21 protein-coding genes are annotated in these 23,450 nt (G+C 35.0%); 11 read left to right on the top strand and 10 right to left on the bottom strand.

Translation table 11 applies throughout. The features are described 5' to 3' along the window. The first annotated feature begins 2 nt into the window (after positions 1–2). The 4 genes from ttrR to HMPREF0693_RS03865 all read left to right on the top strand — a co-directional run bounded on the left by ttrR (position 3) and on the right by HMPREF0693_RS03865 (position 5,070). Entirely contained in the window at positions 3–605 is a 603-nt protein-coding gene (gene ttrR / locus HMPREF0693_RS03850) for a tetrathionate respiration response regulator TtrR (RefSeq protein WP_004243584.1), read from the top strand. 74 nt (positions 606–679) lie between these two features. Next, positions 680–1,621, top strand: a complete 942-nt coding sequence (locus tag HMPREF0693_RS03855; RefSeq protein WP_004243585.1) for a Kdo(2)-lipid IV(A) acyltransferase — start codon at positions 680–682, stop codon at positions 1,619–1,621. Between the two features lie 284 nt (positions 1,622–1,905). Continuing rightward, on the top strand, positions 1,906–3,114 hold the full coding sequence (gene mdtG, locus HMPREF0693_RS03860) for a multidrug efflux MFS transporter MdtG (protein WP_004243586.1): 1,209 nt from the start codon (positions 1,906–1,908) through the stop codon (positions 3,112–3,114). 420 nt (positions 3,115–3,534) lie between these two features. Next, positions 3,535–5,070 (top strand): peptide MFS transporter, encoded by a 1,536-nt coding sequence (locus tag HMPREF0693_RS03865; protein ID WP_004250754.1) that lies wholly within the window; start codon positions 3,535–3,537, stop codon positions 5,068–5,070. 612 nt (positions 5,071–5,682) lie between these two features. Here the strand turns inward: HMPREF0693_RS03865 and HMPREF0693_RS03875 are convergent. Next, entirely contained in the window at positions 5,683–6,621 is a 939-nt protein-coding gene (locus tag HMPREF0693_RS03875) for a DUF4225 domain-containing protein (RefSeq protein ID WP_004243588.1), read from the bottom strand. Next, positions 6,621–7,100: an Hcp family type VI secretion system effector gene (locus tag HMPREF0693_RS03880; protein ID WP_004243590.1), complete on the bottom strand. Its 480-nt coding sequence runs from the start codon at positions 7,098–7,100 to the stop codon at positions 6,621–6,623. Before HMPREF0693_RS03880 ends, HMPREF0693_RS03875 begins: the two co-directional genes overlap by 1 nt. Before the next feature lie 542 nt (positions 7,101–7,642). On the opposite strand from HMPREF0693_RS03880, the gene HMPREF0693_RS03885 reads away from it, so the two are divergent. Further along, positions 7,643–8,422 (top strand): PhzF family phenazine biosynthesis protein, encoded by a 780-nt coding sequence (locus HMPREF0693_RS03885; protein WP_004243591.1) that lies wholly within the window; start codon positions 7,643–7,645, stop codon positions 8,420–8,422. Between the two features lie 100 nt (positions 8,423–8,522). Then, positions 8,523–8,945, top strand: coding sequence for an acyl-CoA thioesterase (locus tag HMPREF0693_RS03890; RefSeq protein ID WP_004243592.1), 423 nt, complete (start codon positions 8,523–8,525; stop codon positions 8,943–8,945). Positions 8,946–9,173: 228 nt separating this feature from the next. On the opposite strand, the gene HMPREF0693_RS03895 is transcribed toward HMPREF0693_RS03890, so the two are convergent. The 4 genes from HMPREF0693_RS03895 to HMPREF0693_RS03910 form a co-directional block, all read right to left on the bottom strand. After that, complete coding sequence (locus HMPREF0693_RS03895) at positions 9,174–9,491, bottom strand: hypothetical protein (RefSeq protein ID WP_004243593.1); 318 nt, start codon at positions 9,489–9,491, stop codon at positions 9,174–9,176. Between the two features lie 131 nt (positions 9,492–9,622). Continuing rightward, complete coding sequence (locus HMPREF0693_RS03900; RefSeq protein ID WP_017628015.1) at positions 9,623–11,200, bottom strand: YadA-like family protein; 1,578 nt, start codon at positions 11,198–11,200, stop codon at positions 9,623–9,625. A 457-nt stretch (positions 11,201–11,657) separates the two neighbouring features. Beyond that, positions 11,658–12,749, bottom strand: coding sequence for an NADH:flavin oxidoreductase/NADH oxidase (locus HMPREF0693_RS03905; protein WP_004243595.1), 1,092 nt, complete (start codon positions 12,747–12,749; stop codon positions 11,658–11,660). A gap of 268 nt (positions 12,750–13,017) precedes the next feature. Then, a complete protein-coding gene (locus HMPREF0693_RS03910) occupies positions 13,018–13,284 on the bottom strand; it encodes a DUF2798 domain-containing protein (RefSeq protein ID WP_012368076.1) in 267 nt (88 codons plus the stop codon). A gap of 982 nt (positions 13,285–14,266) precedes the next feature. Here HMPREF0693_RS03910 and HMPREF0693_RS03915 point away from each other — a divergent pair. Both HMPREF0693_RS03915 and HMPREF0693_RS03920 read left to right on the top strand, forming a co-directional pair. Further along, on the top strand, positions 14,267–14,932 hold the full coding sequence (locus tag HMPREF0693_RS03915; RefSeq protein ID WP_004243597.1) for a response regulator: 666 nt from the start codon (positions 14,267–14,269) through the stop codon (positions 14,930–14,932). Then, positions 14,933–16,336 (top strand): ATP-binding protein, encoded by a 1,404-nt coding sequence (locus HMPREF0693_RS03920; protein ID WP_004243598.1) that lies wholly within the window; start codon positions 14,933–14,935, stop codon positions 16,334–16,336. A gap of 56 nt (positions 16,337–16,392) precedes the next feature. Here the strand turns inward: HMPREF0693_RS03920 and HMPREF0693_RS03925 are convergent, their stop codons facing one another. Further along, positions 16,393–16,722: an AzlD domain-containing protein gene (locus HMPREF0693_RS03925; protein ID WP_004243599.1), complete on the bottom strand. Its 330-nt coding sequence runs from the start codon at positions 16,720–16,722 to the stop codon at positions 16,393–16,395. After that, complete coding sequence (locus HMPREF0693_RS03930) at positions 16,719–17,381, bottom strand: AzlC family ABC transporter permease (protein WP_004243600.1); 663 nt, start codon at positions 17,379–17,381, stop codon at positions 16,719–16,721. Before HMPREF0693_RS03930 ends, HMPREF0693_RS03925 begins: the two co-directional genes overlap by 4 nt. A gap of 84 nt (positions 17,382–17,465) precedes the next feature. Between HMPREF0693_RS03930 and HMPREF0693_RS03935 the strand changes: the two genes are divergently transcribed. Next, positions 17,466–18,026: a helix-turn-helix domain-containing protein gene (locus HMPREF0693_RS03935; protein ID WP_004250737.1), complete on the top strand. Its 561-nt coding sequence runs from the start codon at positions 17,466–17,468 to the stop codon at positions 18,024–18,026. A gap of 62 nt (positions 18,027–18,088) precedes the next feature. Here the strand turns inward: HMPREF0693_RS03935 and HMPREF0693_RS03940 are convergent, their stop codons facing one another. Then, on the bottom strand, positions 18,089–18,946 hold the full coding sequence (locus tag HMPREF0693_RS03940; protein WP_004243602.1) for a D-amino-acid transaminase: 858 nt from the start codon (positions 18,944–18,946) through the stop codon (positions 18,089–18,091). Positions 18,947–19,132: 186 nt separating this feature from the next. Between HMPREF0693_RS03940 and HMPREF0693_RS03945 the strand changes: the two genes are divergently transcribed. After that, positions 19,133–19,711: an HdeD family acid-resistance protein gene (locus HMPREF0693_RS03945; protein WP_004243604.1), complete on the top strand. Its 579-nt coding sequence runs from the start codon at positions 19,133–19,135 to the stop codon at positions 19,709–19,711. A gap of 79 nt (positions 19,712–19,790) precedes the next feature. Here HMPREF0693_RS03945 and HMPREF0693_RS03950 read toward each other — a convergent pair whose 3' ends face one another. After that, positions 19,791–21,428 (bottom strand): hypothetical protein, encoded by a 1,638-nt coding sequence (locus HMPREF0693_RS03950; RefSeq protein WP_004243605.1) that lies wholly within the window; start codon positions 21,426–21,428, stop codon positions 19,791–19,793. 599 nt (positions 21,429–22,027) lie between these two features. On the opposite strand from HMPREF0693_RS03950, the gene HMPREF0693_RS03955 reads away from it, so the two are divergent. After that, positions 22,028–23,284, top strand: a complete 1,257-nt coding sequence (locus HMPREF0693_RS03955) for a mechanosensitive ion channel family protein (RefSeq protein WP_004243606.1) — start codon at positions 22,028–22,030, stop codon at positions 23,282–23,284. The last annotated feature ends 166 nt before the right edge of the window (positions 23,285–23,450 follow it).

Raw genomic sequence — 23,450 nt, forward strand, 5'->3', positions numbered from 1 at the left:
AAATGCCAACAATTCATCTGGTTGATGACGATCTCGCCGTCACCGATGCTTGCCAATTTCTATTAGAAAGCTTAGGTTATGCGGCGCAGGTTTGGAATGACAGCGAATATTTTCTCCATAATATTGACCTTTATCAGCAAGGGGTTGTGCTGTTAGACATGAGAATGCCTAAAGCAGATGGTAGACAAGTACATCAATATTTAATTGAAAAACACAGTACGCTAGCAGTGATTTTCTTAACGGGTCATGGTGATATTCCGATGGCGGTTGAAGAAATAAAAAAAGGTGCCATTGATTTTTTACAAAAACCCGTTGATAGCAATGCATTACTCTCTGCACTGAAATCCGCCTTTACCGAAACTGCAACACGCTTTACGGCTGATGATATCCGTCGCCGTTATGCCTCACTGACACCAAGAGAAAAAGATATTGCATATTATGTTATTCAAGGCCTAATGAATCGAGAAATTGCTGAAACTGCCTGTGTTTCTATCAGAACAGTTGAGGTACATCGAGCAAAAGTGATGGATAAAATGGCCGTTAAAAATATCGCAGAATTAGTTACCGCATTACAAGGAATTGATATTGTAGCGCCAAATTTATGACAAAATTTCTGATCTGCGGTAAAAAGTGTCACAATATAGAATATTCATTGGAAAAATAGTAAATAGATAGGCTTATGATAAAGTCACCTCCATTTAAAACATCATTTTTACAGCCCAAATATTGGCTGACATGGTTGGGGATAGGATTACTCTATCTTCTCGTTCTACTCCCTTATCCCGTTATCTACTGGTTGGGTACACGGCTAGGTCGTTTATCTAAAGTCTTTTTAAAAAAACGTGTACAAATAGCAGAACGTAATCTTGAGCTATGTTTTCCTGACATGCCTAAAAATGAACGTGAAGCGTTAGTGAATAAAAACTTCGAGTCCGTTGGTATGGGGCTATTTGAAACAGGAATGGCTTGGTTTTGGCCTGATTGGCGTGTGAAACGTTGGTTTAAAATCAGTGGTAGAGAAAATATTCAAAAAGTACAAGAAACTGGCCAAGGTATTATTGTCGTTGGTATACACTTTTTAACCCTTGAGTTAGGTGCACGTATATTTGGCATGCTAAACCCCGGTATTGGTGTGTATCGCCCTAATGACAATCCAGTTATGGATTGGTTACAAACTTGGGGTCGTTTGCGTTCTAACAAATTTATGTTAGATAGAAAAGATGTCAAAGGTATGATCCGCAATCTAAAAGCTGGAGAGATCCTCTGGTATGCCCCTGATCACGATTACGGCCCACGAAAGAGTGTCTTTGCCCCACTTTTTGCCGTAGATAAAGCAGCGACAACAACTGGAACCTATATTCTAGTCAAAACCAGTCATCCGGCTTTGATCCCGTTTACACCAAAGCGCTTACCTGAAGCAAAAGGTTATGAACTGATTATTTCACCTGCCGTAGCTGATTTTCCCATCGATAGTGAAGAAAACACCGCTATCGCAATGAATAAAGTGGTCGAACAAGAAATTTTACGTGCTCCTGATCAATATATGTGGTTACACCGTCGTTTTAAAACCCGCCCACCTGGAGAAGCTTCTTTATATAATGAGATAAAGAAAGTACACTAGTCCCCATCAGTGACTGTTTTAATAAAAAAACAGTCACTGACAAACAGATTGACTCTCTTAACCAAGATTAAAATACAAGACTAAAATAATAAAATTAGCCATACTCACTACTATTATTTCCTGCAAATAAACACATTATAAAGCACTACCTATCGTTGTTATTTTGTATTATGGCGATATTCTTATTTAAGAATAGATAACCAACATTGAGATAAAAAAGACAACGCAAACACCATTATTCTCACTTTATGTGCTTCGTTTACATTCTTAGATAAAGGAGTGACATGAACCTAAAGCCCCGCAACAATTCTTGGAAACGAAATCTCTACATTGTCTGGTTTGGTTGTTTTTTAACGGGTGCCGGCTTTAGCTTGATTATGCCTTTTCTACCATTGTATGTAGAAGAGCTTGGCATTAAAGATCATGAGTCCTTAAACCTATGGACTGGTGTCGCTTTTAGTATTACTTTTCTCTTTTCTGCCATAGCGGCACCTTTTTGGGGAAAATTGTCAGATAGAAAAGGACGCAAATTAATGCTATTACGTTCTGCCTTAGGTATGGCGATCGTCATGGTACTCATTGGTTTTGCTCAAAATATTTGGCAACTGTTAATTTTACGCGCTTTATTAGGGGTATTAGGGGGTTTTGTGCCTAATGCTAATGCTCTTATCGCCACACAAGTGCCCGTTAAAAAAAGTGGTTGGGCATTAGGAACTCTTTCTACGGGTGCGGTAAGTGGCGCATTAATTGGGCCATTAATTGGTGGAATACTTGCCGATCTCTACGGTTTACGTCCGGTTTTCTTTATTACAGCCGCGGTTTTATTTATCTGTTTTATAGTGACCCTATTTTTTGTTAGCGAAAATTTTACCCCTGTTTCTAAAAAAGATGCATTATCCACCCAGCAAGTTTTTTCATCACTCAAAAATAAAAGATTAGTCATTTGCCTGTTTTTCACCACCATGATTATCCAAGTGGCAACAGGCTCTGTTACGCCTATTTTAACACTTTATATCCGTGATCTAGCCGGCTCTATCAGTAATCTTGCCTTTATTAGTGGTGTGATTGCATCTGTTCCCGGTATTGCCGCTTTAATTAGTGCCCCTCGTTTTGGCAAATTAGGTGATCGCATAGGCCCTGATAAGGTGCTTATTTTCACATTGGGTTTATCTATTTTTATGCTTATTCCGATGGCACTCGTCAGTAATTATTGGGAACTAGGCGCATTACGTTTTTTATTGGGTGCGGTAAACGCTGCCATGTTACCTGCGGTACAAACGCTTATTTTATACAATATTACGCCTGCAATTGCTGGTCGAATTTTCAGCTATAATCAAGCCTTACGAGATGTAGGAAATGTTACTGGACCGTTAATGGGCGCGTTTGTTGCGGCCAATTATGGATTTAGAGCTGTTTTTTATTTCACCGCTGCGGTGGTATTTTTTAATCTTATTTACTCATGGATAAGCTTTCGTACCCCGCAAAGAAAATAGTCAAAAAATCCACCAATAGATTTAGTTAATAGTTTTTTTTCAATAAAAAATTACACTTTCTCTCTTAAAGGTCTAATTGTTAATTTTTTTATTTTATTTTTCATAATTTATTGTTTAATAAGAAAAATATTTACACACCACGTTTACACCTCTTTACTTTTTCTTGTCCTTTTTTTTCAAAAAATTGCAAGGTTAACTATTGCAAAATGAGATTTTTATCGACTTTTGCACTAAAAAATGGTTTATAAAGTATTAAATATGCTTTTAGTCACTGAAGTTCACTAAAAGTGTGTTAAAAATATATTAATTAAATGTAGTAGCAATTGATAACAGAATGAAATAATTCTGTATTGCCTCCTACTGATATTTTGTTCTTTTTACTTGCAAACGACCTGCAAAGGTTTTTTTTGGGAATTTAAGATGCAATCTACTCACTCAAAATCAAGCCGAACCTTTTTTGGCCATCCATACCCTTTAAGCTCTCTGTTCTTCACAGAAATGTGGGAGAGATTTTCTTTCTACGGTATTCGCCCATTATTAATCCTATTTATGGCTGCAACCGTTTATGAAGGTGGTATGGATATTCCTCGAGAGCAGGCATCTGCTATTGTGGGAATTTTTGCTGGTGGTGTTTATTTAACATCATTGCCAGGAGGTTGGCTGGCTGATAATTGGTTGGGACAACGTCTTGCGGTTTGGTATGGCTCTATCTTTATTGCATTAGGGCACCTTTCTATCGCACTTTCAGCGTTTTGGTCTCAGAACCTATTTTTTATCGGCTTATTGCTTATCGTATTAGGTACAGGCCTATTTAAAACCTGTGTCACTGTTATGGTGGGAACCCTGTATAAAAAAGATGATACACGCCGCGATGGTGGTTTCTCCTTGTTTTATATGGGGATCAATATGGGCTCGTTTATCGCACCGCTGATCACTGGCTTCTTAGTTCGTGATTATGGCTGGCATTGGGGCTTTGGTATTGGTGGTATTGGTATGCTAGTTGCACTACTGATCTTCCGCTTTTATGCCGTACCGACAATGCGTCGTTTTGATAAAGAAGTTGGCTTAGATTCAAGTTGGGATCGCCCTACTGTTGTGCGTCGTAATGTCGGACAATGGGTATTAGCACTTGCTGTGATATTAATTGCCATTGTTGGTTTAATTATTTCAGGCACTATTCCATTTAATCCGGTTATTGTTGCCAATTTTATGGTTTATGTGATCTCCGGCAGTGTTATCGCCTATTTTATCTATTTATTCCTATTTGCAGGATTAAGTAGTAGTGACCGTTCTCGCCTGTTTGTTTGCTTCCTATTATTAGTTTCAGCGGCACTGTTCTGGTCTGCATTCGAACAAAAACCAACCTCATTTAACTTATTTGCTAACGACTATACTGATCTAAATTTTATGGGCTTTGAGATCCCTGCGGTTTGGTTCCAGTCCGTCAATGCGCTATTTATTATTATTCTTGCCCCTGTATTTAGCTGGTTATGGCCAATGCTAGCACGCAACAATATGAATTTAAGTAGCATGAGCAAATTTGTGATTGGTATTTTATTCGCTGCAGGTGGCTTTACCGTCATGATGTACGCCTCTGAAAGCGTGCTTGCAACAGGCAGTGGTGTTTCACCATTATGGTTAATTTCCAGTATTTTATTGCTGACCCTAGGTGAATTATGTTTAAGCCCTATAGGACTTGCGACGATGACCATTTTAGCGCCAGCAAGAATGCGTGGACAGGTTATGGGTTTATGGTTCTGTGCGAGTGCATTAGGTAACTTAGCCGCAGGTTTAATGGGTGGAAATATTCGTCCTGATAAACTTGATGTTATGCCTGATTTCTTCTCTCACGTCTCTATAGCATTGGTTATTTGTGCCGTTGTTCTTGCAGCATTAATTATTCCTGTGCGTAAACTGTTACAAAGTGCAGATGATAAAGAGAATGCGCAAGCATAATGAGTTTTAGGTAACATTTTTCACCCTATAACTCAACTACGCTCCTCAAATTAGACACTTCTACTCTAATTTGGGGAGTTTTTTATAAAATTAAAATATAAATGCAAAGTTCTATATAGAGATACACCACAGATATTAGAAATAAAGAAAATAGGTCTCACAGACTATATCCTGAAAGTGACAATAAAAAATGATATCATAGAAGCGAAATTTACGAGATAATGCTTCAATAGAAAATTTTCGTTCTGCTTAAAATTGAGTCTTTTAATTAAATAAATTAAAATGTTAACCTTGAAAACTACTCAAGGGTATAGGATAAGCCATATGCTAAACAAAAAAGAAAAAAACATATTGAGAAATATAGAAAAAAGTGTTTTATGTAGGAATATAAAATTTAATATAAAGTGTAATTTACAAACCACTTTTTTTACAATAGTTTTCTCTCTTTTCTTTATTTTTAGTAAAAGTATAACTCTTACACTACAAAGTAAAATATCAATTAGCTTATTAATCGTTCTATTTGTATATTTATTTGGCTCATGGCATTCATTCCGAAATATAAAACTAGCAACAAAATTGACAATTATATATATAAAAATAAAAATAAAAAATTTAGTTATCAGTATATTCCGAAAGTAATAACCTAAACTTATTTGCTGCCATAGCAGAAGTATATAAGAAATAAGGATGTGACATTTGTTTTACTTTAAATGTAAAATCAGCACGCATTGCATGCCATAAAAAAAGCCCCCCCCCTTTTCCATTCAACCAACGATCAATTAAGCTAGGATACATAGCTTTATTTCTATTTTTTATAGGAATAAAAGGAGTATTTAGTAACCTTTTAGGATCTTTTAATTTAACTAATGCACCAAATGAAAGAAACAAACTAACACCAAAATCTACTGTCTTGTAAGTCAACGCCCCGCTATTCCTACTATATCCCGCATATTCAGAAATATCAGCCATAATATTTTGTATATAATTATTATTATACCCTCCAGACTCACCTTTAGTTATCTCATATTGGATGATAGCACTATGTTCAGCGATATCACTAAATCCTGTTGCAATAGCCAAAGTACCTATTCCTTTTAATTTATTTGATCTCACTATTTTTCCTGTTTTAAATGTCAAATATCCACCCGCTATTTGAACACCACCACCAAGGACTTGAAACCCTTCTCTTGTATAGAAAATCCATCCCTGCTCTTCAAATTTTTTTGTACTTTCATAAATAGACCAGTCTTTTCTTCTCCCCTTCTGATAATCCGTCTCTTCATTTTGATATAAATAAATAAGACCATTAAATATATTTTGGCGGCTATTTCTATAAGTAAAATAATCTTCACCACTATTCATTTTTCGATAAAATTCTTCACGTAAATATGCTATCGTCCTACTAATATTCTCCCTATAAATTGTTTTTATTTCGGGATCATGCAAAAGATAAACTGTCGCACGCTCAGAAAGAGTTTTCAATTTACGACAATAATCATCAAATTCACGATTGTAAGCTGGTATAGTTGATAATACTCTAGCTGTTGGCATCAGAACCCCCTTTCATCCCAAATGCTATAAGAACTTGTTCCTGCCGTTACGTGTTCCCACACCACTGATTTAAATCGTATTGAAAGACTTTCTTCTGGCTGAGAATCATTATGTGTCACAGAATTAGGATAGAAACAGTTTAAGTTAGTAATAGAAGCTTCTGTAAGTTTTATTTTATAATATAATTCAACTCCACCAGACATAGAGGTACGATAAAATGAAAAATTACAAGTTAATATTTCATTATTTGTCAATGCCTGAGCAAGCAATGGGGATGATTTATCAATTGGCTTACGAATATCTATTGGTTGAAAACTAACATTTTGGCTAATAGAAATATTAGAGGAAAATTCAAATATTAGTATTTCATCTTCATGACCAATCTGGTATTTATTACCAATAGAATCAATCGTTGAAGCTCCCCGTGAAATCAATCCTTGTTTGTTGCCTGTTATTGACAGATAGATGATATTTGCCATACTTTATCCTTTATAATACCTAATGTTACAAGTTTTTAAGTTAGTCAATATTAGTTTAATAAAATTAAATCATTATACGACCAATATCAATACTAAGTAAAAACATTTAATTTATAAATAATATAGTCAAACTATTGTTAACAATACCACAAAATTTTACTAAAACTAGCTAGAGATTAAAAAATTTGAATCACTTCAAGTAATTTATTGTCATTTTACAATTGTTGAAGTTTTACTCTTTTTTTATAGAGCCTATTAATTTTATAAATAATCCTGATATAGATTGATTGTTTTTCAGGTATAAATGCTCTGTGCACTTCATCAATCATTTATAGTTAAAAAATAAATTAAGCTATTTTTGTTATAAAAATATTTATTCTTCAAATATTTTCTTGATCTTATTGACAAATACTCCATTTTTAATAATTCATTAATTATATTATTCTAAATCCCCTACTTCTTATTTTTACTTCCAGCCACTTTTTATCACTGTTTTGCTCTGCTAAATTGTTTCTTCTTCCTCTTTCCGATTAAGGTACTTTATGAACACGCTTCCCATTTATTATGTTAACGCTTTTACTTCAACACCTTTTTCCGGAAATCCGGCTGCGGTTATTTTGTTAGATAAATGGCTACCCGATGACACACTACTTAAATTAGCTAATGAGATTGGTTTATCTGAAACGGCTTTTTTAGTTGCCAATCATATTCGCTGGTTTACGCCTAAAGTAGAAGTTCCCCTATGTGGTCATGCGACTTTAGCTACGGCTTTTGTATTAAAAACGATTAACAAAGCACCTGCGACAAGCTTTAAATTCCATTCTCTGTCTGGAGAACTCACGGTATCTTGTCACTCCTCAAGTTTTACTCTCGATTTTCCTCAAGTACCTGCATCATTAAATCCAACCATAAAACCGTCATTAGAAGCGGCACTAAACATAGATATTGAAGAAGTTTGGCAATCTCACGACAGATATACCTGCTTTGTGGCTGATCCTAACAAGGTTATTGATTATCAACCTGACTTTAATGCTATAACACAACTACCACTTCCCGGTGTAATATTGACGGCGAAAGGTCATGCGCCTTTTGATTTTATTTCACGCTTTTTTGCACCACGTAAAGGGGTTAATGAAGATCCGGTAACTGGCACTTCACATTGTGTATTAGCACCAATTTGGGCAAAAAAATTAAACAAAGATAAATTAAATGCCAGACAAGTTTCCGCGAGGGGAGGCAATATACAGTGTGAACTCAAACAAGAGCGCTTATTGCTTACTGGTGATGCTGTACTATTTTTAACCGGTGAAATAACCTTTTAAAATTAAAGAGGAATATCATCTATTCCTCTCCTTTGCTTTCATTTTTCTCTATTTTATACTTTAGGATCATCCCTACTGTATAGAAAGATAAGGTTTTATTATGTCCACAACGGATTTATCTCTAGAGTTGCAAGATAAAATTAAACACTCAATCACCCGCGTCTCTAAAGTTATTTTTCCAACCACCACCAATCATCACTCCACACTCTTTGGCGGAACGGCATTAGCATGGATGGATGAAGTCTCTTTTATTACCGCTACGCGCTTTTGCCGTAAACGTTTAGTGACAGTTTCTACAGAGAAAATTAATTTTAATCACCCTATTCCTTCTGGCACCATTATTGAATTAGTTGGTGAGGTAATACGTGTCGGGCGTACCAGTCTAACGGTAAATGTTTCTATTTTTCTCGAAGATATGTATGCCGAAGGACGAGAAGAAGTGATCCACGGCCAATTCAATTTTGTTGCCGTTGATGAGCATGGTAAGCCAACCCCTTTATTCGATAAACCATCGCTTTTATAACCGCTAATCTGTCGTTTTATTCTTCAAATTAAAAACGACAGGTTTTATTATGCTGTGGGTTAATTAATATCGTCCGATTTTATTTGATCAGATAAATCTTTGTGGATACTTTTCAATCACATGAAAATATCAAATAAAATCAATGGGTAAATTGATTACTCACATGTAAAGCAAGAGTTATCCACAGTTAATGTGGATAACAGGAAGACGTTGCAACAACTTTAGCCGTTAAATAACACAAATTTTTATCACTTCAAATTCAATTTGGCATACAGTCAACTTTGCCCCCGTGATTGCACTTTCAGCCATCACTATCTCTGTTGATGATTGATAACGGCGACACACCTCTAGAGCTAATTCAATACTGGGCTCAATTAATAAAATAGCGCCGATATTTTCAACCGTCGTCGGAAAATCACTCTCTGAGGAGATGGTATAGAGTAAAGATTGCTGATCTTGGGCAATTTGTTGCGCTTTATCTGTTGCGGCTTGATTAACTCTTTGTTGTTTAGCGGAGTCACCGCCACCAGAATGCAGATAGATCATTATTTACTCATCTTATCAAACAAAGGTTGTTATCTTTATTATTTAGCAAATACAAATAAAAGCCAATTTATAATAGAAGATAACAACCTTATTTGTTGCTCTATCCTAGTTAATAGAACATAAAGTTGATATTACCAACCATAAGAGATCCCTCCACCAACTACAGCTCTATCTTCCGTATTCCATGATGCTGATACACGAATAACGGCATTGTCGATAATTTGATATTGTGCTCCCGTTGCCAGTGCATTGGCGTTACGATAATTCCCAACACCAACACCTAAACTAAAGGTGCGATCAGTGACATAAGGAATATTTGCCATCGCTGCAACAGAAGCAACACCCGCACTTGCTCTTTTGTCAGCTTTATCTATCTTATTATCCATATTTTTAAGCGCGGCTTTGTTATCAATAAAAATATTCTTAATCTTCTCATTGGTATACTGATTTGCAACTAAAATTGAATCTTTTCTTGATTGTTCAATATAATCTCTCAAAGATTCATCTCTTTCATTAATTATTGTATTTGTAGTATTAATATACTCACTTTCTTTCTGAGTGATATATTTTTCACGCTCTCGTGTGATCTTTTTATTGTTCTGTATGATGATATTATCAATACCTGAAGCAATTTTAGCTATTTCACTATCCGTATAATGATTAGCATTTGTTTCTGATTTATTTACTTTATCATCTGTTGAAATTAAAATTTCATTTTTTGTGTTATCAATGTGCGCCACCACTTTATCATTATGTTCATTTACTTTAAAGTCCGTATATGATTTCCCCTTATTTTCAATTTCAATTATTTTACTATTTGTATAATCTTTAATATTATTTTCAGATTTAGATAATTGATTATCTGTATATTGATTTGCTTTTTTTTCTGCATTATTTGCTAATTCATTGGCTTTTTCTTCACTTTTTTTTAACGTTAAAGAATTTGTATTATCTATATAGGATTTTATAGTGTTATTATTTTCATTTATTTGATTTTTTGTATCATTAATAATGAATTCTTTTTCCTTTTGTATTTCATTATATATTTTTTCATTATTATCACTAATATGATTATCAGCTTCTTTTAGAACACTTTGACTTTCTTTTTTTAATTGAGCAACATTAACCGCATCAGTATTTTCTGTACCTGCGGCAACATTAACTATCTGCCGTTGATTATCATTACTCCCTATTGATAATGAATTATTGCGATTATTAGTGCTTTTATCCCCCAATATAATAGCATTACTTGCTGTTCCGAATGAGTGACTTCCTATAATAACCGAGTGACTTGCATCATCAGTAAGTTGACTATTACCGCCTAAAACAACACTATTTTCTGCATTATTTGTAATATTTTCACCGATACTAATGGCATTTTTTTTCTGGCTAACTGCTCCTGAACCAATGGAAATCGCCCCGTTACCAATAGACGTTGCACCACTACCTAATGACAATGTATTATCGCCAATTGCGGTACTTTTATGTCCAATAGCCGTTGCATTTTCACCTTCAGCCCCTGCACTTGCGCCAATCGCTGTTGATTGATCTGAATGCGCCCAAGTATTATATCCAAGTGCCGTCGATTCATTACCATCAGCTTTACTGCTGTCACCTAAAGATGTCGTCTTATTGGCATAAGTTAAAGGAGATGATGATAATAATATAATAACTAATAATTTTATTTTAAAACTTTTGTGTCTAATCATATTCATATTACCTATAACTAACAAACCTATATATAGAATAATATGTATTTTATTTTTCACACATTATAAATTTTTAAAAATAAATTAATAACAAATAAAAATAACTTTAATTTAATATAGTCTTATTTTGATACAATTCACTTTGCTATATATAACAACGTTTTTTTTATTTATATTTAAAAATAAATCAATAACTAAAGAGAAATAAGAAACAAATTGAAAAAAACAAGAGTTGAACATTTCAAATAAAAAAACAAATTTAATAAAAATATTATTTTTTATTTTTGAGAACTAGATCAAAAAACAGTCTCGTTATATTTTAAGTTCATATTTTATATAATCGTTAATATAAGGTTAATATGTCAAAATAATAACATACAAAAAACCACAGAATTGATTTGCCTTTAAAATATGTCATTGGCTATTCTGTGGTTTTTTACTATTACCTTTTCATACACTATTTAAAAAATTCTTTACTACCATGTGGCGCACAACGCAAATATTGCGGAGCGACTTTAATGGTCTGCTTTAACTTTTCAGCCGCATGCCAAGGCCAACGAGGATCATAAAGTATTCCTCTGCCTAATGCGATAAAATCAGCTTGTTCAGTCAGTAAAATAGCTTCTGCTTGCTCTGGCTCTGTAATTAACCCAACCGCAATCACGGGTAATTGTGTTTCATTATAGATGGCTTGAGCAAAGGGAACCTGATAATTAGGTCCTAGCTTGATGGCTTGTTTGTCTGATAAGCCACCGGAAGAAACATGAATATAGTGGCAACCGAGATCTTCAAGATGTTGAGTTAATGCGATAGAACTTTCCAGATCCCATCCTCCTTCAACCCAATCAGTCGCTGATATTCTTACTCCCACACACATTTTGTCAGAGACTGCTTTTTTGACTGCAGTAAAAACATCAATTAACAAGCGGCTACGATTATTAAAATCACCGCCATACTGATCGGTGCGATGGTTTGATAATGGTGATAAGAATTCATGCAGTAAATAACCATGAGCACCATGTATCTCAATAACATCAATGCCTGCTGACTCAGCTCTTTTAGCTGCTTCAACAAATGCGTTTTTTATCTTTTCAATCTCATCAATTGTTAATGCTTGAGGCTGATGATATTGACCAAAAGCAATACTAGAAGGTGCTACTTTTTGCCAGCCATTCTCATCATCAGGAGCCAATGATTTTCCACCTTCCCATGGCAACGATGTTGATGCTTTTCGCCCCGCATGAGCCAACTGTATACCTATTTTAGCATTAGTATGCTGTTTTATATCGCTAATAAGCTGTTTTAATGCGCGACCATGTTCCTCAGACCATAATCCGAGATCTTTATAGCTAATTCTACCTCGAGGCTCTACCGCCGTCGCTTCTATAATCACTAAAGCGGCACCTGATAATGCTAATTGCCCATAGTGCATTGTATGCCAAGATGTGGGTATTCCATCTTGCGCAGAATATTGGCACATTGGTGCAACAATAATACGGTTGTCTAATTGATGAGGTCCTAATTTATTAGGCGTAAATAACAAACTCATGCAAAGCCTCCTGCTATATAAGCAATGAGACAAAAATCATTTTTATCTTATGGTTACGATTAAAAATAATTATTTGCCCTCTATCTGGTTTTAAATGAACCATCACTATAACTTAATAAGGCTAACGCATTAAATGACATAACGCGATAACCTATCTCACAGAGTGCTAAGAAAAACAGACTTCAATGGCTGATCCTAATACAACATCTAATAAAATAGCGGTATTACATGCCATATTAGGTTATAACGCATTATAGGATATGAAATATTAATGTGGTTTTACTAATAAGAGTGATAGCTTTCTTGCAAAGGGTAAAACGAATAAAACGGTTGGAAACGCAATCATCCAAGATACCCCCCATGAAGAGAACCAAGGTGCAAACATAAGGCTATTTAAGCCCATTGTTTTTGCTGTACTAATAAAAGAAACAATGCCACACATCACAAAAGATAGGAAAAACGGAACCAGGAAAATCATGGCTCTTGGTGGCAATTTAGGTATACCCAAAATATTATTTTTATCTTGAAAAAACATAGAAAAGACCCCAATAAAAACGTGTACTACGGCATATAACCGCCAATACAACAGGCGAATACCCATAAAGGTAAAAAAATTAAGTTATATGCGTTGATTAACGTAAACGCTTACGAGTCTTGTAGACTAGACCGATGCTAGTATATAAATGAAAGTATTTTTGTCAAGTAAACTATTATCATTATCATTTAATAAAAACAATAGAATTCATGAATAACTTAAGTGGATCTTTATCTTTCAACAGAACTACACCAAGGGTATAACATTATTACTCATATTTTGAGTTAATTTTTACCCAATACATTTTATCGGTGAAATGCTCCCTGAGGAGGGGAGCATTTCTGACACAGAACGATTTAATTAATATTAAAAGTGATCATCTAATTGCATATTAATTCCTTTTAATAACAGTGTTTATTCCAATTAAATTGCATAATTTTATTTAGAATATTGAAATGTATAGGGTAAATAAATTAATTAACTCTGATACAACATGCTTATCTTACTATATTGTTTTTTATCTAATAGTAAGAAAAGATCGCCTCTTATCTCATATTCAATATGATAAAATTATATTTTAGATATTATCCATTTTCATACAACATATTTATTATCTGCTCATTTATAATTAATGCCTTTATTTTCTATTATTAATAGAATTAATATTATCAATTTACGTTAATGCATTACTTTCTATGAGTTAACTCTTTGGTTATATTGAAATTTAAAACAATACAGTTCAGCAATAAATGTCATCATCATCATAAAAGCAAGTATTTATTTATCACCTCTATAAAAGATTTATGTAGAAAGTGATTATTTTATTACTTAAACACCTTACTTTCAGTAAAAATACATATTTAATAACATATTATCTAATATTAAGAGTTGATTAATCACACTTAGCTTTATCTTTTATTATATTGCTCAAACTTTATTTGCCTTTTATACTTTCTTAAAGCATATTTTTATAGGTGTTATTATGAATATTTTATTAGTTGAAGACGATCTGCAATTAGGAAAGGCGCTCTGTCGTGGTCTAGAAATTGCCGGTTTTCAGCCCTGCTGGGTAAGATTGCTTGCGGATGCACGTGTTCAATTAAACCAAAAAGCCTTTGATTTAATGTTGCTTGATCTAGGTCTTCCTGATGGTGATGGTCAAGATGAACTTATCGCACTAAGAAAAAGTGGTGAAAAAATACCCATTATTATTTTGACGGCTCGTACTCAAATAGATAACCTAGTACAAACATTAGATTCAGGTGCTGACGATTTCTTACCAAAACCTTTTGCTATGCCTGAATTAATTTCTCGTGTAAAAGCCGTAAGTCGCCGTATGGCCGGTTTCTCTTCACAGATTTGGTCTATTGGTGATTTACAGCTTAATCCCTCGAATCATCAAGTCACTTTAAATGGTGAACTATTGTTATTATCAGGTAAAGAGTACCAGCTATTATATGAGCTGATGCGCAATACAGATAATGTAGTACGTAAATCTGATTTAGAACAACGCTTATTTGGCTTAGATGACAAAATTGAAAGTAACTCACTTGAAGTTCATATGCACAACTTACGCCGTAAAATAGGCAAAGAGCGTATTATTACGGTTCGCGGTATCGGTTATCTCTTAAAAAAAGAAGTGAACTAAATGAAGATCCGCTCTTTCTTTATTTATACTATCTTTCTACAAACGATATCTATCGTGATGTTATGGGGCGTTTGGTTAGCTTGGATAGAATTTGATTATCTTGCTGACTTTGAAACTATCTACAATAAGCAACAAGAAATTATTGCTGAAGGATTTGCCAATACACTCGAAACGGTTTCTTCTCAACCCGAGACAGTAAAACAGATAGCTCACCATTTACAAAACATGTATATCGATACCATGCTTAATGGTGAAGATGATGATTTACACTATTTACCTTGGTTTATTGTCTTAAATAAAGATAATGATCTGATTTATACCAATAGACCGGAACTTTCTCTGCCTAAACGGGTACTGTCGCTTGCCTCTGAAAAAATCTCTGTGGCTGGGGAGAAATGGTATTTATCTTATAGTTGGGGAAAACAACATAAAATTAAAGTTTTTATTGGTGAATCCGTCGAAGATAGAGGACATGTCATTGGTAACCCTATTTCCGGTACTTTTGTGCCCTTCCTATTTATTTTAGCGACGGTGATCTTGGCTATCTTAATTACTGCTTATTTTAGTTTGCGCCCTTTAAGACAAGCCGCAGAGCTGATTTCTAACCGAAAACCTCGTAATTTAACGCCAATTAATGTCGGACAACAATTTAAAGAGATCCGCCCTATCTTTAAAGAGCTTAACCAATTAATGGCAAGAATAGATGCGGCTAATATTAGAGAAAAACAATTTATGGCTGATGCGGCTCATGAGCTAAGAACCCCGATTGCAGCAGTGATTGCCCAATTGCACATTCTCTCTTTAGTCGATGAAAAGCAGGAGCGAGAAGAAATTATTGAAGATATGAAACAATCTCTGGATAGAGCCGCCGCACTTTCCCACCAGCTTATTGATTTAGCAAGATTAGAGTGTGACGATTTCCCTATAAAAATAGAATCCTTTGATGTTTATAATATTATTGGTAATGCTATTGCTCAGCGCGTGCCTTATGCCTTAACAAAAAATATTGAGCTATCTTTAAATGAAGGTATGTCACTTAAAATAGAAACAGATAAACAAGCACTACTGTCTATTTTTAATAACTTATTGGATAATGCAATCAAATATTGCCCCAATAATAGTCAAGTCGAAGTGACTATTGAACATAAAGATACCCATCATCTCAATATTATTCTGCGTGATAATGGACCAGGAATTGCACCTGAGTATATTAGCTCACTATTTTCCCGTTTTTATCGTGTTCCGGGATCACAAGGGACGGGCAGTGGTTTAGGCTTATCTATTGCACAAAATCTCGCTGAAAAAATTCAAGCAACCATTTCCATTACTGAAGGGCTACACAATAAAGGTATTGGTTTTATTATTACCTTACCGTTAAAAATTAAACCACTAGATAATGAGTAAATATATTATAGGAGGCCTTTGCCTCCTATAATTTTAGTTAAAACTATTAGTTATGCTTATCCCCACAAAGTGGCTATCCAACGTAGCATCGCGGTAATAATAGCAGCACTTAATACCACCAAAATAAAAGGTTTCTTTTTCCAAGTTAAAACGCCCGCAACACCCACACCAATAATCTTGGCAATATCAGCGAGTTGGTCACTATCAAAAAAAGTAGATGTCATTGCAACCGAAAATAAGATCACGATTGCTGAAAGTGAAAACATTTCTTTGACCCGCTCAGACATCCCCGTTTTATTATTTAATAAGATACCGGAGATGCGCATGGCATAAGTTCCTACGGCTAAAATAGCGATACCTGCGATAAGTGAAGTTGTTGAGATCATATTTTTCTCACCACAAATAAAACGCCTAACAAGGATAATAAAACCGGTATTCCCGCAGGGAGAAACAGTGTCGTTGCTAAGGCAATCACACTACCAATAATAGCGGCTTTTCGTGTTAATTTATTTTTCAATGCCGGTAAACTTAGTGCCAAAATAATCGCTGGGAACATCGCATCTAAACCAAGCATTTTTATATCAACAATAAAAGAGCCTAAATAAACACCTAGCATAGTACCTAACGGCCACATCAGTAAAATGCCTAATCCACAAGCCCAAAATGCTAATCTATTTTGCTCAGCAGTCGATTGAGATAACCCAAAAACCACACTTTCATCATTTAATATATGAAAGCCTAATAGTGATTTAATCCCTTTTCCGGGTAACTCTTTCACCGCCATACTAAAAGGGATGTGCCTTGCATTGACCATTAAACCAGCGAGTGCCGCATAGATGGCGCTTCCCCCCATCGCAACCACTCCGATAAATAGAAATTCAGAAGCCCCTGCTAAAACAAAAATCGATAACGAAAGAGGTACCCAAAAATCGAAACCTTGAGTATGTGCTAAAGCACCATAAGATATTCCAACGATCCCATCCGCTAATGAAACAAGCAGAATATCTCTAAGTACGTTATTATCTAGACGACTGTTAATATGCATAAAAAACGTATTATTTATTGAACGATTTGTTCATTATGTTGAACGATGTATTTTTTTGCAAGCTGATTTTTGAAGGAAACTATGATGTCATCACCTTCGGCACCCATTGAAATTATTTCTCAATCTATTGCTAGAGAAAGAAAAAAAGCAGGTCTTTCACTTGCAGAAATCGCAAGGCGAGCGGGGATCGCAAAGTCAACGTTATCCCAATTAGAAGCGGGACAAGGTAATCCAAGTATCGAAACTTTATGGGCTATTTGCGTCGCACTCAATATTCCGTTTTCACAACTGATTTCCTCACCTAAACCAGAAGTTAAAGTGATCCGCAAAGGTGATGGATTTAAAATTAGTGCAGAAAAGGCCTATTACCATGCCTTTTTATTGTCATCTTGCCCCAATGGCGCGAAGCGCGATATTTATACGGTTATTGCTCAACCGGGTAAAGATAGAGTATCAGATCCTCATAGTAAAAATGTCACAGAACATATTCTTATAATTAGCGGTCGTGCCATTGTCGGTACTTTAGATAATCAACAAGAGTTATCTCCCGGTGACTATATTTGTTACCCTGGTGACGTTACTCATGTGCTACGTGCATTAGAGCCAGATACTACCGCTGTCATGATCATTGAACATCACAATTAGTGACAATGGTATTATCGCACTGATTTTTCTGATAAAGTCAAAATCAGTGCGATAAAAATTTACTATGGTTTCACACCGGCTTTCTCAAGATAAATCTCTCTTAAGCGTTGTGATAACGCCCCTACCTTACCTTGATTTATTTTTTCATTATCAATGGAGATCACCGGCCAAATTAAGGTAGTCGCTGAACTAATAAAAGCCTCTTTGGCTTGTTTCGCTTCTTCGAGTGTAAATAAACGCTCAATGATGGTGAGTTTTTGCTCTTTGGCTAACTGAATAATCGCTTGTCGCGTGATCCCCGGTAAAATATCTTGGCTTAATGGGCGAGTGATAATTTCATCTTGCTGATTAACAATAAAGAAATTGCTTGAACTCCCTTCGGTGATATAACTCTCTTTGATAAAAATAGCATCATCAGCACCTTGCTGATGCGCATGATGTTTAGCTAGACATGCAGCAAGTAATGCCACCGTTTTAATATCACAGCGTTGCCAACGAATATCCTCAACACTTACGACAGAAATTCCTTTGCTTGCATTAGGATGATTTACCACCGTTGAGTGTTGAACAAATAGCACCAATGTAGGAGCGACTGATGAAGACGGGAAATCAAAAAAACGTGATGAATCGGCGCCACGAGTGACTTGTAAATAGATAAGTCCTTCATGCAGATGGTTCTTATCTATCAATTGCCCGTGGATCTCTTTTAATTGCTCTTTGGTTAAAGAAAAAGGCATTGATAATGCTTTGCAAGAGCGCTGTAAACGTTGAAAATGCCCTTCAAAATCAATTAATTGTCCGTTAATAACGGCGGTAACTTCATAAACGGCATCAGCAAATAAGAAACCTCGATCAAAAACAGAGATATTAGCTTGTTCTTTAGGTACAAATTGGTTATTTAAATACACAATCTCAGACATTTTACCTCCGTGATAAATTGTATTAACCTTGATAACTTTTCACCACACTACTCTTTCACATTACTATTTCAAATGCTACTGACTTTCTAATACAAATCTTTAATGGCCTTTTTCTTTAAAGAATTCCTGTTATATAGCTAAAAATTGCTATAATTTGCTATAAGGATTACAAATTAAGAGGTTGTTATGTTAGACATTAATAAAAATAATTTATCTCAGCTAACAGAGAAACTCGTTAAAAAGCAGTGTACTTTAATGAGTATCATTGCCATGCTGGGATTACTTGCGGGTATTATCTGTATTATTAACCCTTTTTCTTCAGGGGTCGTGGTCAGTGTTTTCCTCGGTGTGGTGTTTTTTGCTTGTGCAATAACCAGCATAATGGCGGCCTTTAATAGCCGGATCTCTTCTGGTTGGTCGATGTTAATTACTTTACTTGCTGGTTTTATCTATCTATTTTTAGGTTATATTTTTATTACCGATCCTTTAAATGGCATGTTAAGCCTTGCATTTATTATCGGTTATTTATTTATCTTTGCAGGAATACTCCGCTTAGTACTCGGCTTTAAGCAAATTAAAGATAGCTTTTATGGCTGGTTTAATATTTTAGTGGGCTTTTTAGATCTTGTTTTAGCCTATTTCTTACTAGCTTTTGGCCCTGAAACTTCTATAACACTGGTGATGGCATTGATTGGTATACAACTTATTTTAAGTTCTATAACTATTCTATCAATAGCCAGTGCAATCAAGCGAATGACTCGTTAATGATGTCTTACGTTTAATTTGTTATTTAAATTTAGAGCCACACAATGTGGCTCTAAATCGTAAGCAAAAAAGTTGTATATTAAGCACAAGGTAAGCGTAGAGAAACGGTATACATATTTTCACCACATAAGTAACAGTTGCCATTTTTCTCAAATACCATCACCTGAATACCTAATTGTCCCACTTCGATATTTGGCAATGCATCCGCCAAAATACTTTCTAATGCAGGCTCTGATATTTCAATCATACTTATCGGCTCATTGCTTGGTGTAGTATCTTGCAGGAAATCACCTAAACGAGGATCATCGGCATAAATTTCTAATGTAGAACGATAAACCAATGTCCGCTCACTGCTATTGACTTTAGTATATCCATTAAAGATTATAACCATTTTTTGGATATCCAATTTTGCAACACGGTTTTTAATTTGTAAGCATAAAGAAGGCACAAGCCGAATATTGACAGAATTAAAATAACGATCGCAAATTTGCGGAATAGTGACGCTAATACAAGGCTTCGGTGCAATATTTTTAATTTGTTTACCGCATTCCCCAGTTAAGGAATTATCCACAATAATACGTTCACGGCGTGAAAAACAAATATTGTTAAAAATATCCACAGTGAAGAAAGAGATATAATGAACGCCATTCGTTAAGGCTTGATTCTCTAACCTGACCGATACCGCTGATTTATCAGTACAGGGCAACATTTTAAGTTGATCATTAAAATAGAACCCTACTTGTGTACTTTCACTAATATCACGACCTAAAATTAGGTTCGCATTTACACAGTAATTTTCACTATGATAGCTTAGAATACCATTTAGCGTTGCAGGAACCTTAGGAGACGGCAACTTCTCTGTCGTCATTTCAACATAATAGTTTCTTGATTTGAGTGGGTTATCTATATCTTCACTGTTTTCTGATTCAGCATAAAAAACAGCAATCTGCTTTGGCTCGGTACCTTTAAATCTAACTTTAAAGTTTGCAATACCATATTTATTGGTTTTTGAAATATTGCTTAACTCACCTTCGGAATTATAAATTTCAGGCTGAGTAAGTAGTGTGCTGTTGTCTTTATCGTAAACTAATGTGACCTCCTTGTTTTGCATATCTTCACCTTCTTGATTTTGAAGGTGTACCACAAAGCTTTTAGATACCTCTTCCCATTTGCTCGGCCATTGCATAGATTCAGAGTTGATTGTCAGTAAATCATCAAACCTCTCACAATTAGCCGCTGAGCAATCGGTATTAGGGATCGCGGGTGTCACTCGAATTTGCAACGGCGGGGCATAATAGGCATTATCTTCATTATCTTCATCTCTTAGAATCAACTGTAATGAAGCCACTCCACTACGATTGCCAGTTAAAGAGATCTTCGTTTTATGGTCATCAACGATAGTGGTATAAACATCTTTGTTGTTGGGTAAAATTAAAATTCCTTTAGGATTTGTACTCCATTGAGCCAAACGTAAATCACTATCTTTTACCTCTACTTCATAGCTAATTATCCCGTTCATTTTTACTTCGTTACCAGGCTCATCTGGCGAAGATTTTATTTGATTATATTTAATCTCTGTAACTGTATTTTTATCGGGATCTGTATCAGGCTCATCAGCTTGAGGATGAACAGGCTTAGGTGGTGTTTTTGCGGTATCCTTGCAGTTTTCAGCTGTTAAGATTTTTTGTAAACGTTCTTCTTTTGTTTCGATAGTCATCGCGTCATTTCCTTTCTTTGCTAAGTTCCATGTTCAGCTTAAAGAAAAAAAATGCAGTGAAAATCACAATAGAAAAAAGTCAACTGAGTATTGCTGATAGGGAAAAATAAAAATAATTACTAAACAATAAGATAGATATAATTTTACAGGATCTTAAGCTATAGCCACCAACAAAAAATGCCTTCAATATAAAAAATAATTTAAAATTTAAAATATTTTTGTATAAAGCTATTGACTGTTATGAAAATGTGATTAGAATCAATATCAGAAAATATTTGTGACGAGAATCACATTTTATTAATAGGATACTTAATATGAAATCAATGACTTCTTTTATTACTCATCTGCACCAAGTTGTTGTTAAATTATCTTCAACTCGTTTATTGTAATTCTTTGTATTAAAAAGAATAACTAAGCATAAAGCCAGAAAATGCACTCTATATCGCAAGAGGCACTATCTGGCTTTTATTTTCTATCCCTTTGATTTTTTCTTATCTTACTCTTCGCGCATCTTTAGTAACAAAAATTTCACTTGTTTGAACTAAAATCCCTCTTCTTGTACCCTAGTATTAAATCACCTTTTATGATGAGGATAGTTTATGCAGCAGCAACTGCTTACATGGATACGTCAGTTTAATGAAGAGTACGCTCAAATCACTTCTCTGTTACTTGTTTTATTGATCATTTTTGTTGTTGCTCTTGTTCTCCACTTTATTTTGCACAAACTTGTGCTCCCTAAGCTTTCAAAAGCTATCAGTAAATACGATCAAAAGTGGCAACTCTCTTTTGAAATTAATAAGTTATTCAGTCGATTTGCCTTTCTTATCCAAGGTGTAGTCATTAATATCCAAGCCTTATTATGGATGGGACCCGGTAAGACACAGGAGATATTAACCACCACAGCTCAAGCATGGTGTTTACTTTTCGGTTTATTGATGATTTTCTCAATTATGGATCTCTGTTTGCAGATCATGAGAAATTCCCCTTCTTTTGGCCGATTACCCCTTAGAGGTATTTTCCAAAGTTTAAAATTAGTCGCCAGCGTGCTGATTGGTATCATGATTGTTTCATTACTGATCGGTAAATCACCGCTTATTTTATTAAGTGGTTTAGGTGCCATGACTGCGGTGTTGATGTTGGTGTTTAAAGATCCAATTATGGGACTTGTTGCCGGTATTCAACTCTCCGCCAATAATATGATTAGCTTGGGTGATTGGTTAGAAATGCCTAAATATGGTGCTGATGGTGCCGTAGTGGATATTAGCCTCACCACAGTAAAAGTACGTAATTGGGATAATACCGTTACGACCATTCCTACTTATTCTTTAATTTCTGATTCGTTTAAAAACTGGCAAGCGATGACACAATCAGGTGGGCGTCGAATTAAGCGCAGTTTATCTCTTGATATCAATAGTATTTACTTTTTAGATCAAGAGAATATTGATAAATTAGAAAAGGCACAGCTTCTTGAACCTTATATAAAAAGCAAAGTAGGTGAAATCTCCAGCTATAACGCTAGCCTTTGTCATGATCATCAAATGCCGCTTAATCAACGTGGTATGACGAATGTCGGTACATTTCGCGCTTACGTGGAAGCTTATCTAAAAAATCATCCGAAGATCCATAAACAGATGACCATTATGGTAAGACAGCTTGCCCCAACCTCTGAAGGGTTACCTATCGAAATTTATGCCTTTACCAATACAACCGTGTGGGTAGAGTATGAAGCTATTCAGTCCGATATTTTTGATCATATATTCGCTATTCTTCCTCAGTTTGGTTTACGAATACACCAATCACCAACAGGTAGCGATGTTAGAGCATTAAAATTCCCTACCAATATCGACACACCATAGCCCTAGCGTTCATTATTTAAAAGGGAGATTAATTCTCCCTTTTTTCTATTAAATAAATTAACAAATATTTATAACTAACGACTTTGTTATCATATTAACAATCTTGTTTTAGGCTATTTTTTTAAAATCGATATGTTATTTTTTATATATCGAATCACTGTTTTCA

Origin of the sequence: Proteus mirabilis ATCC 29906, from assembly GCF_000160755.1 — a bacterium.
In the GTDB taxonomy this organism is placed as follows: domain Bacteria; phylum Pseudomonadota; class Gammaproteobacteria; order Enterobacterales; family Enterobacteriaceae; genus Proteus; species Proteus mirabilis.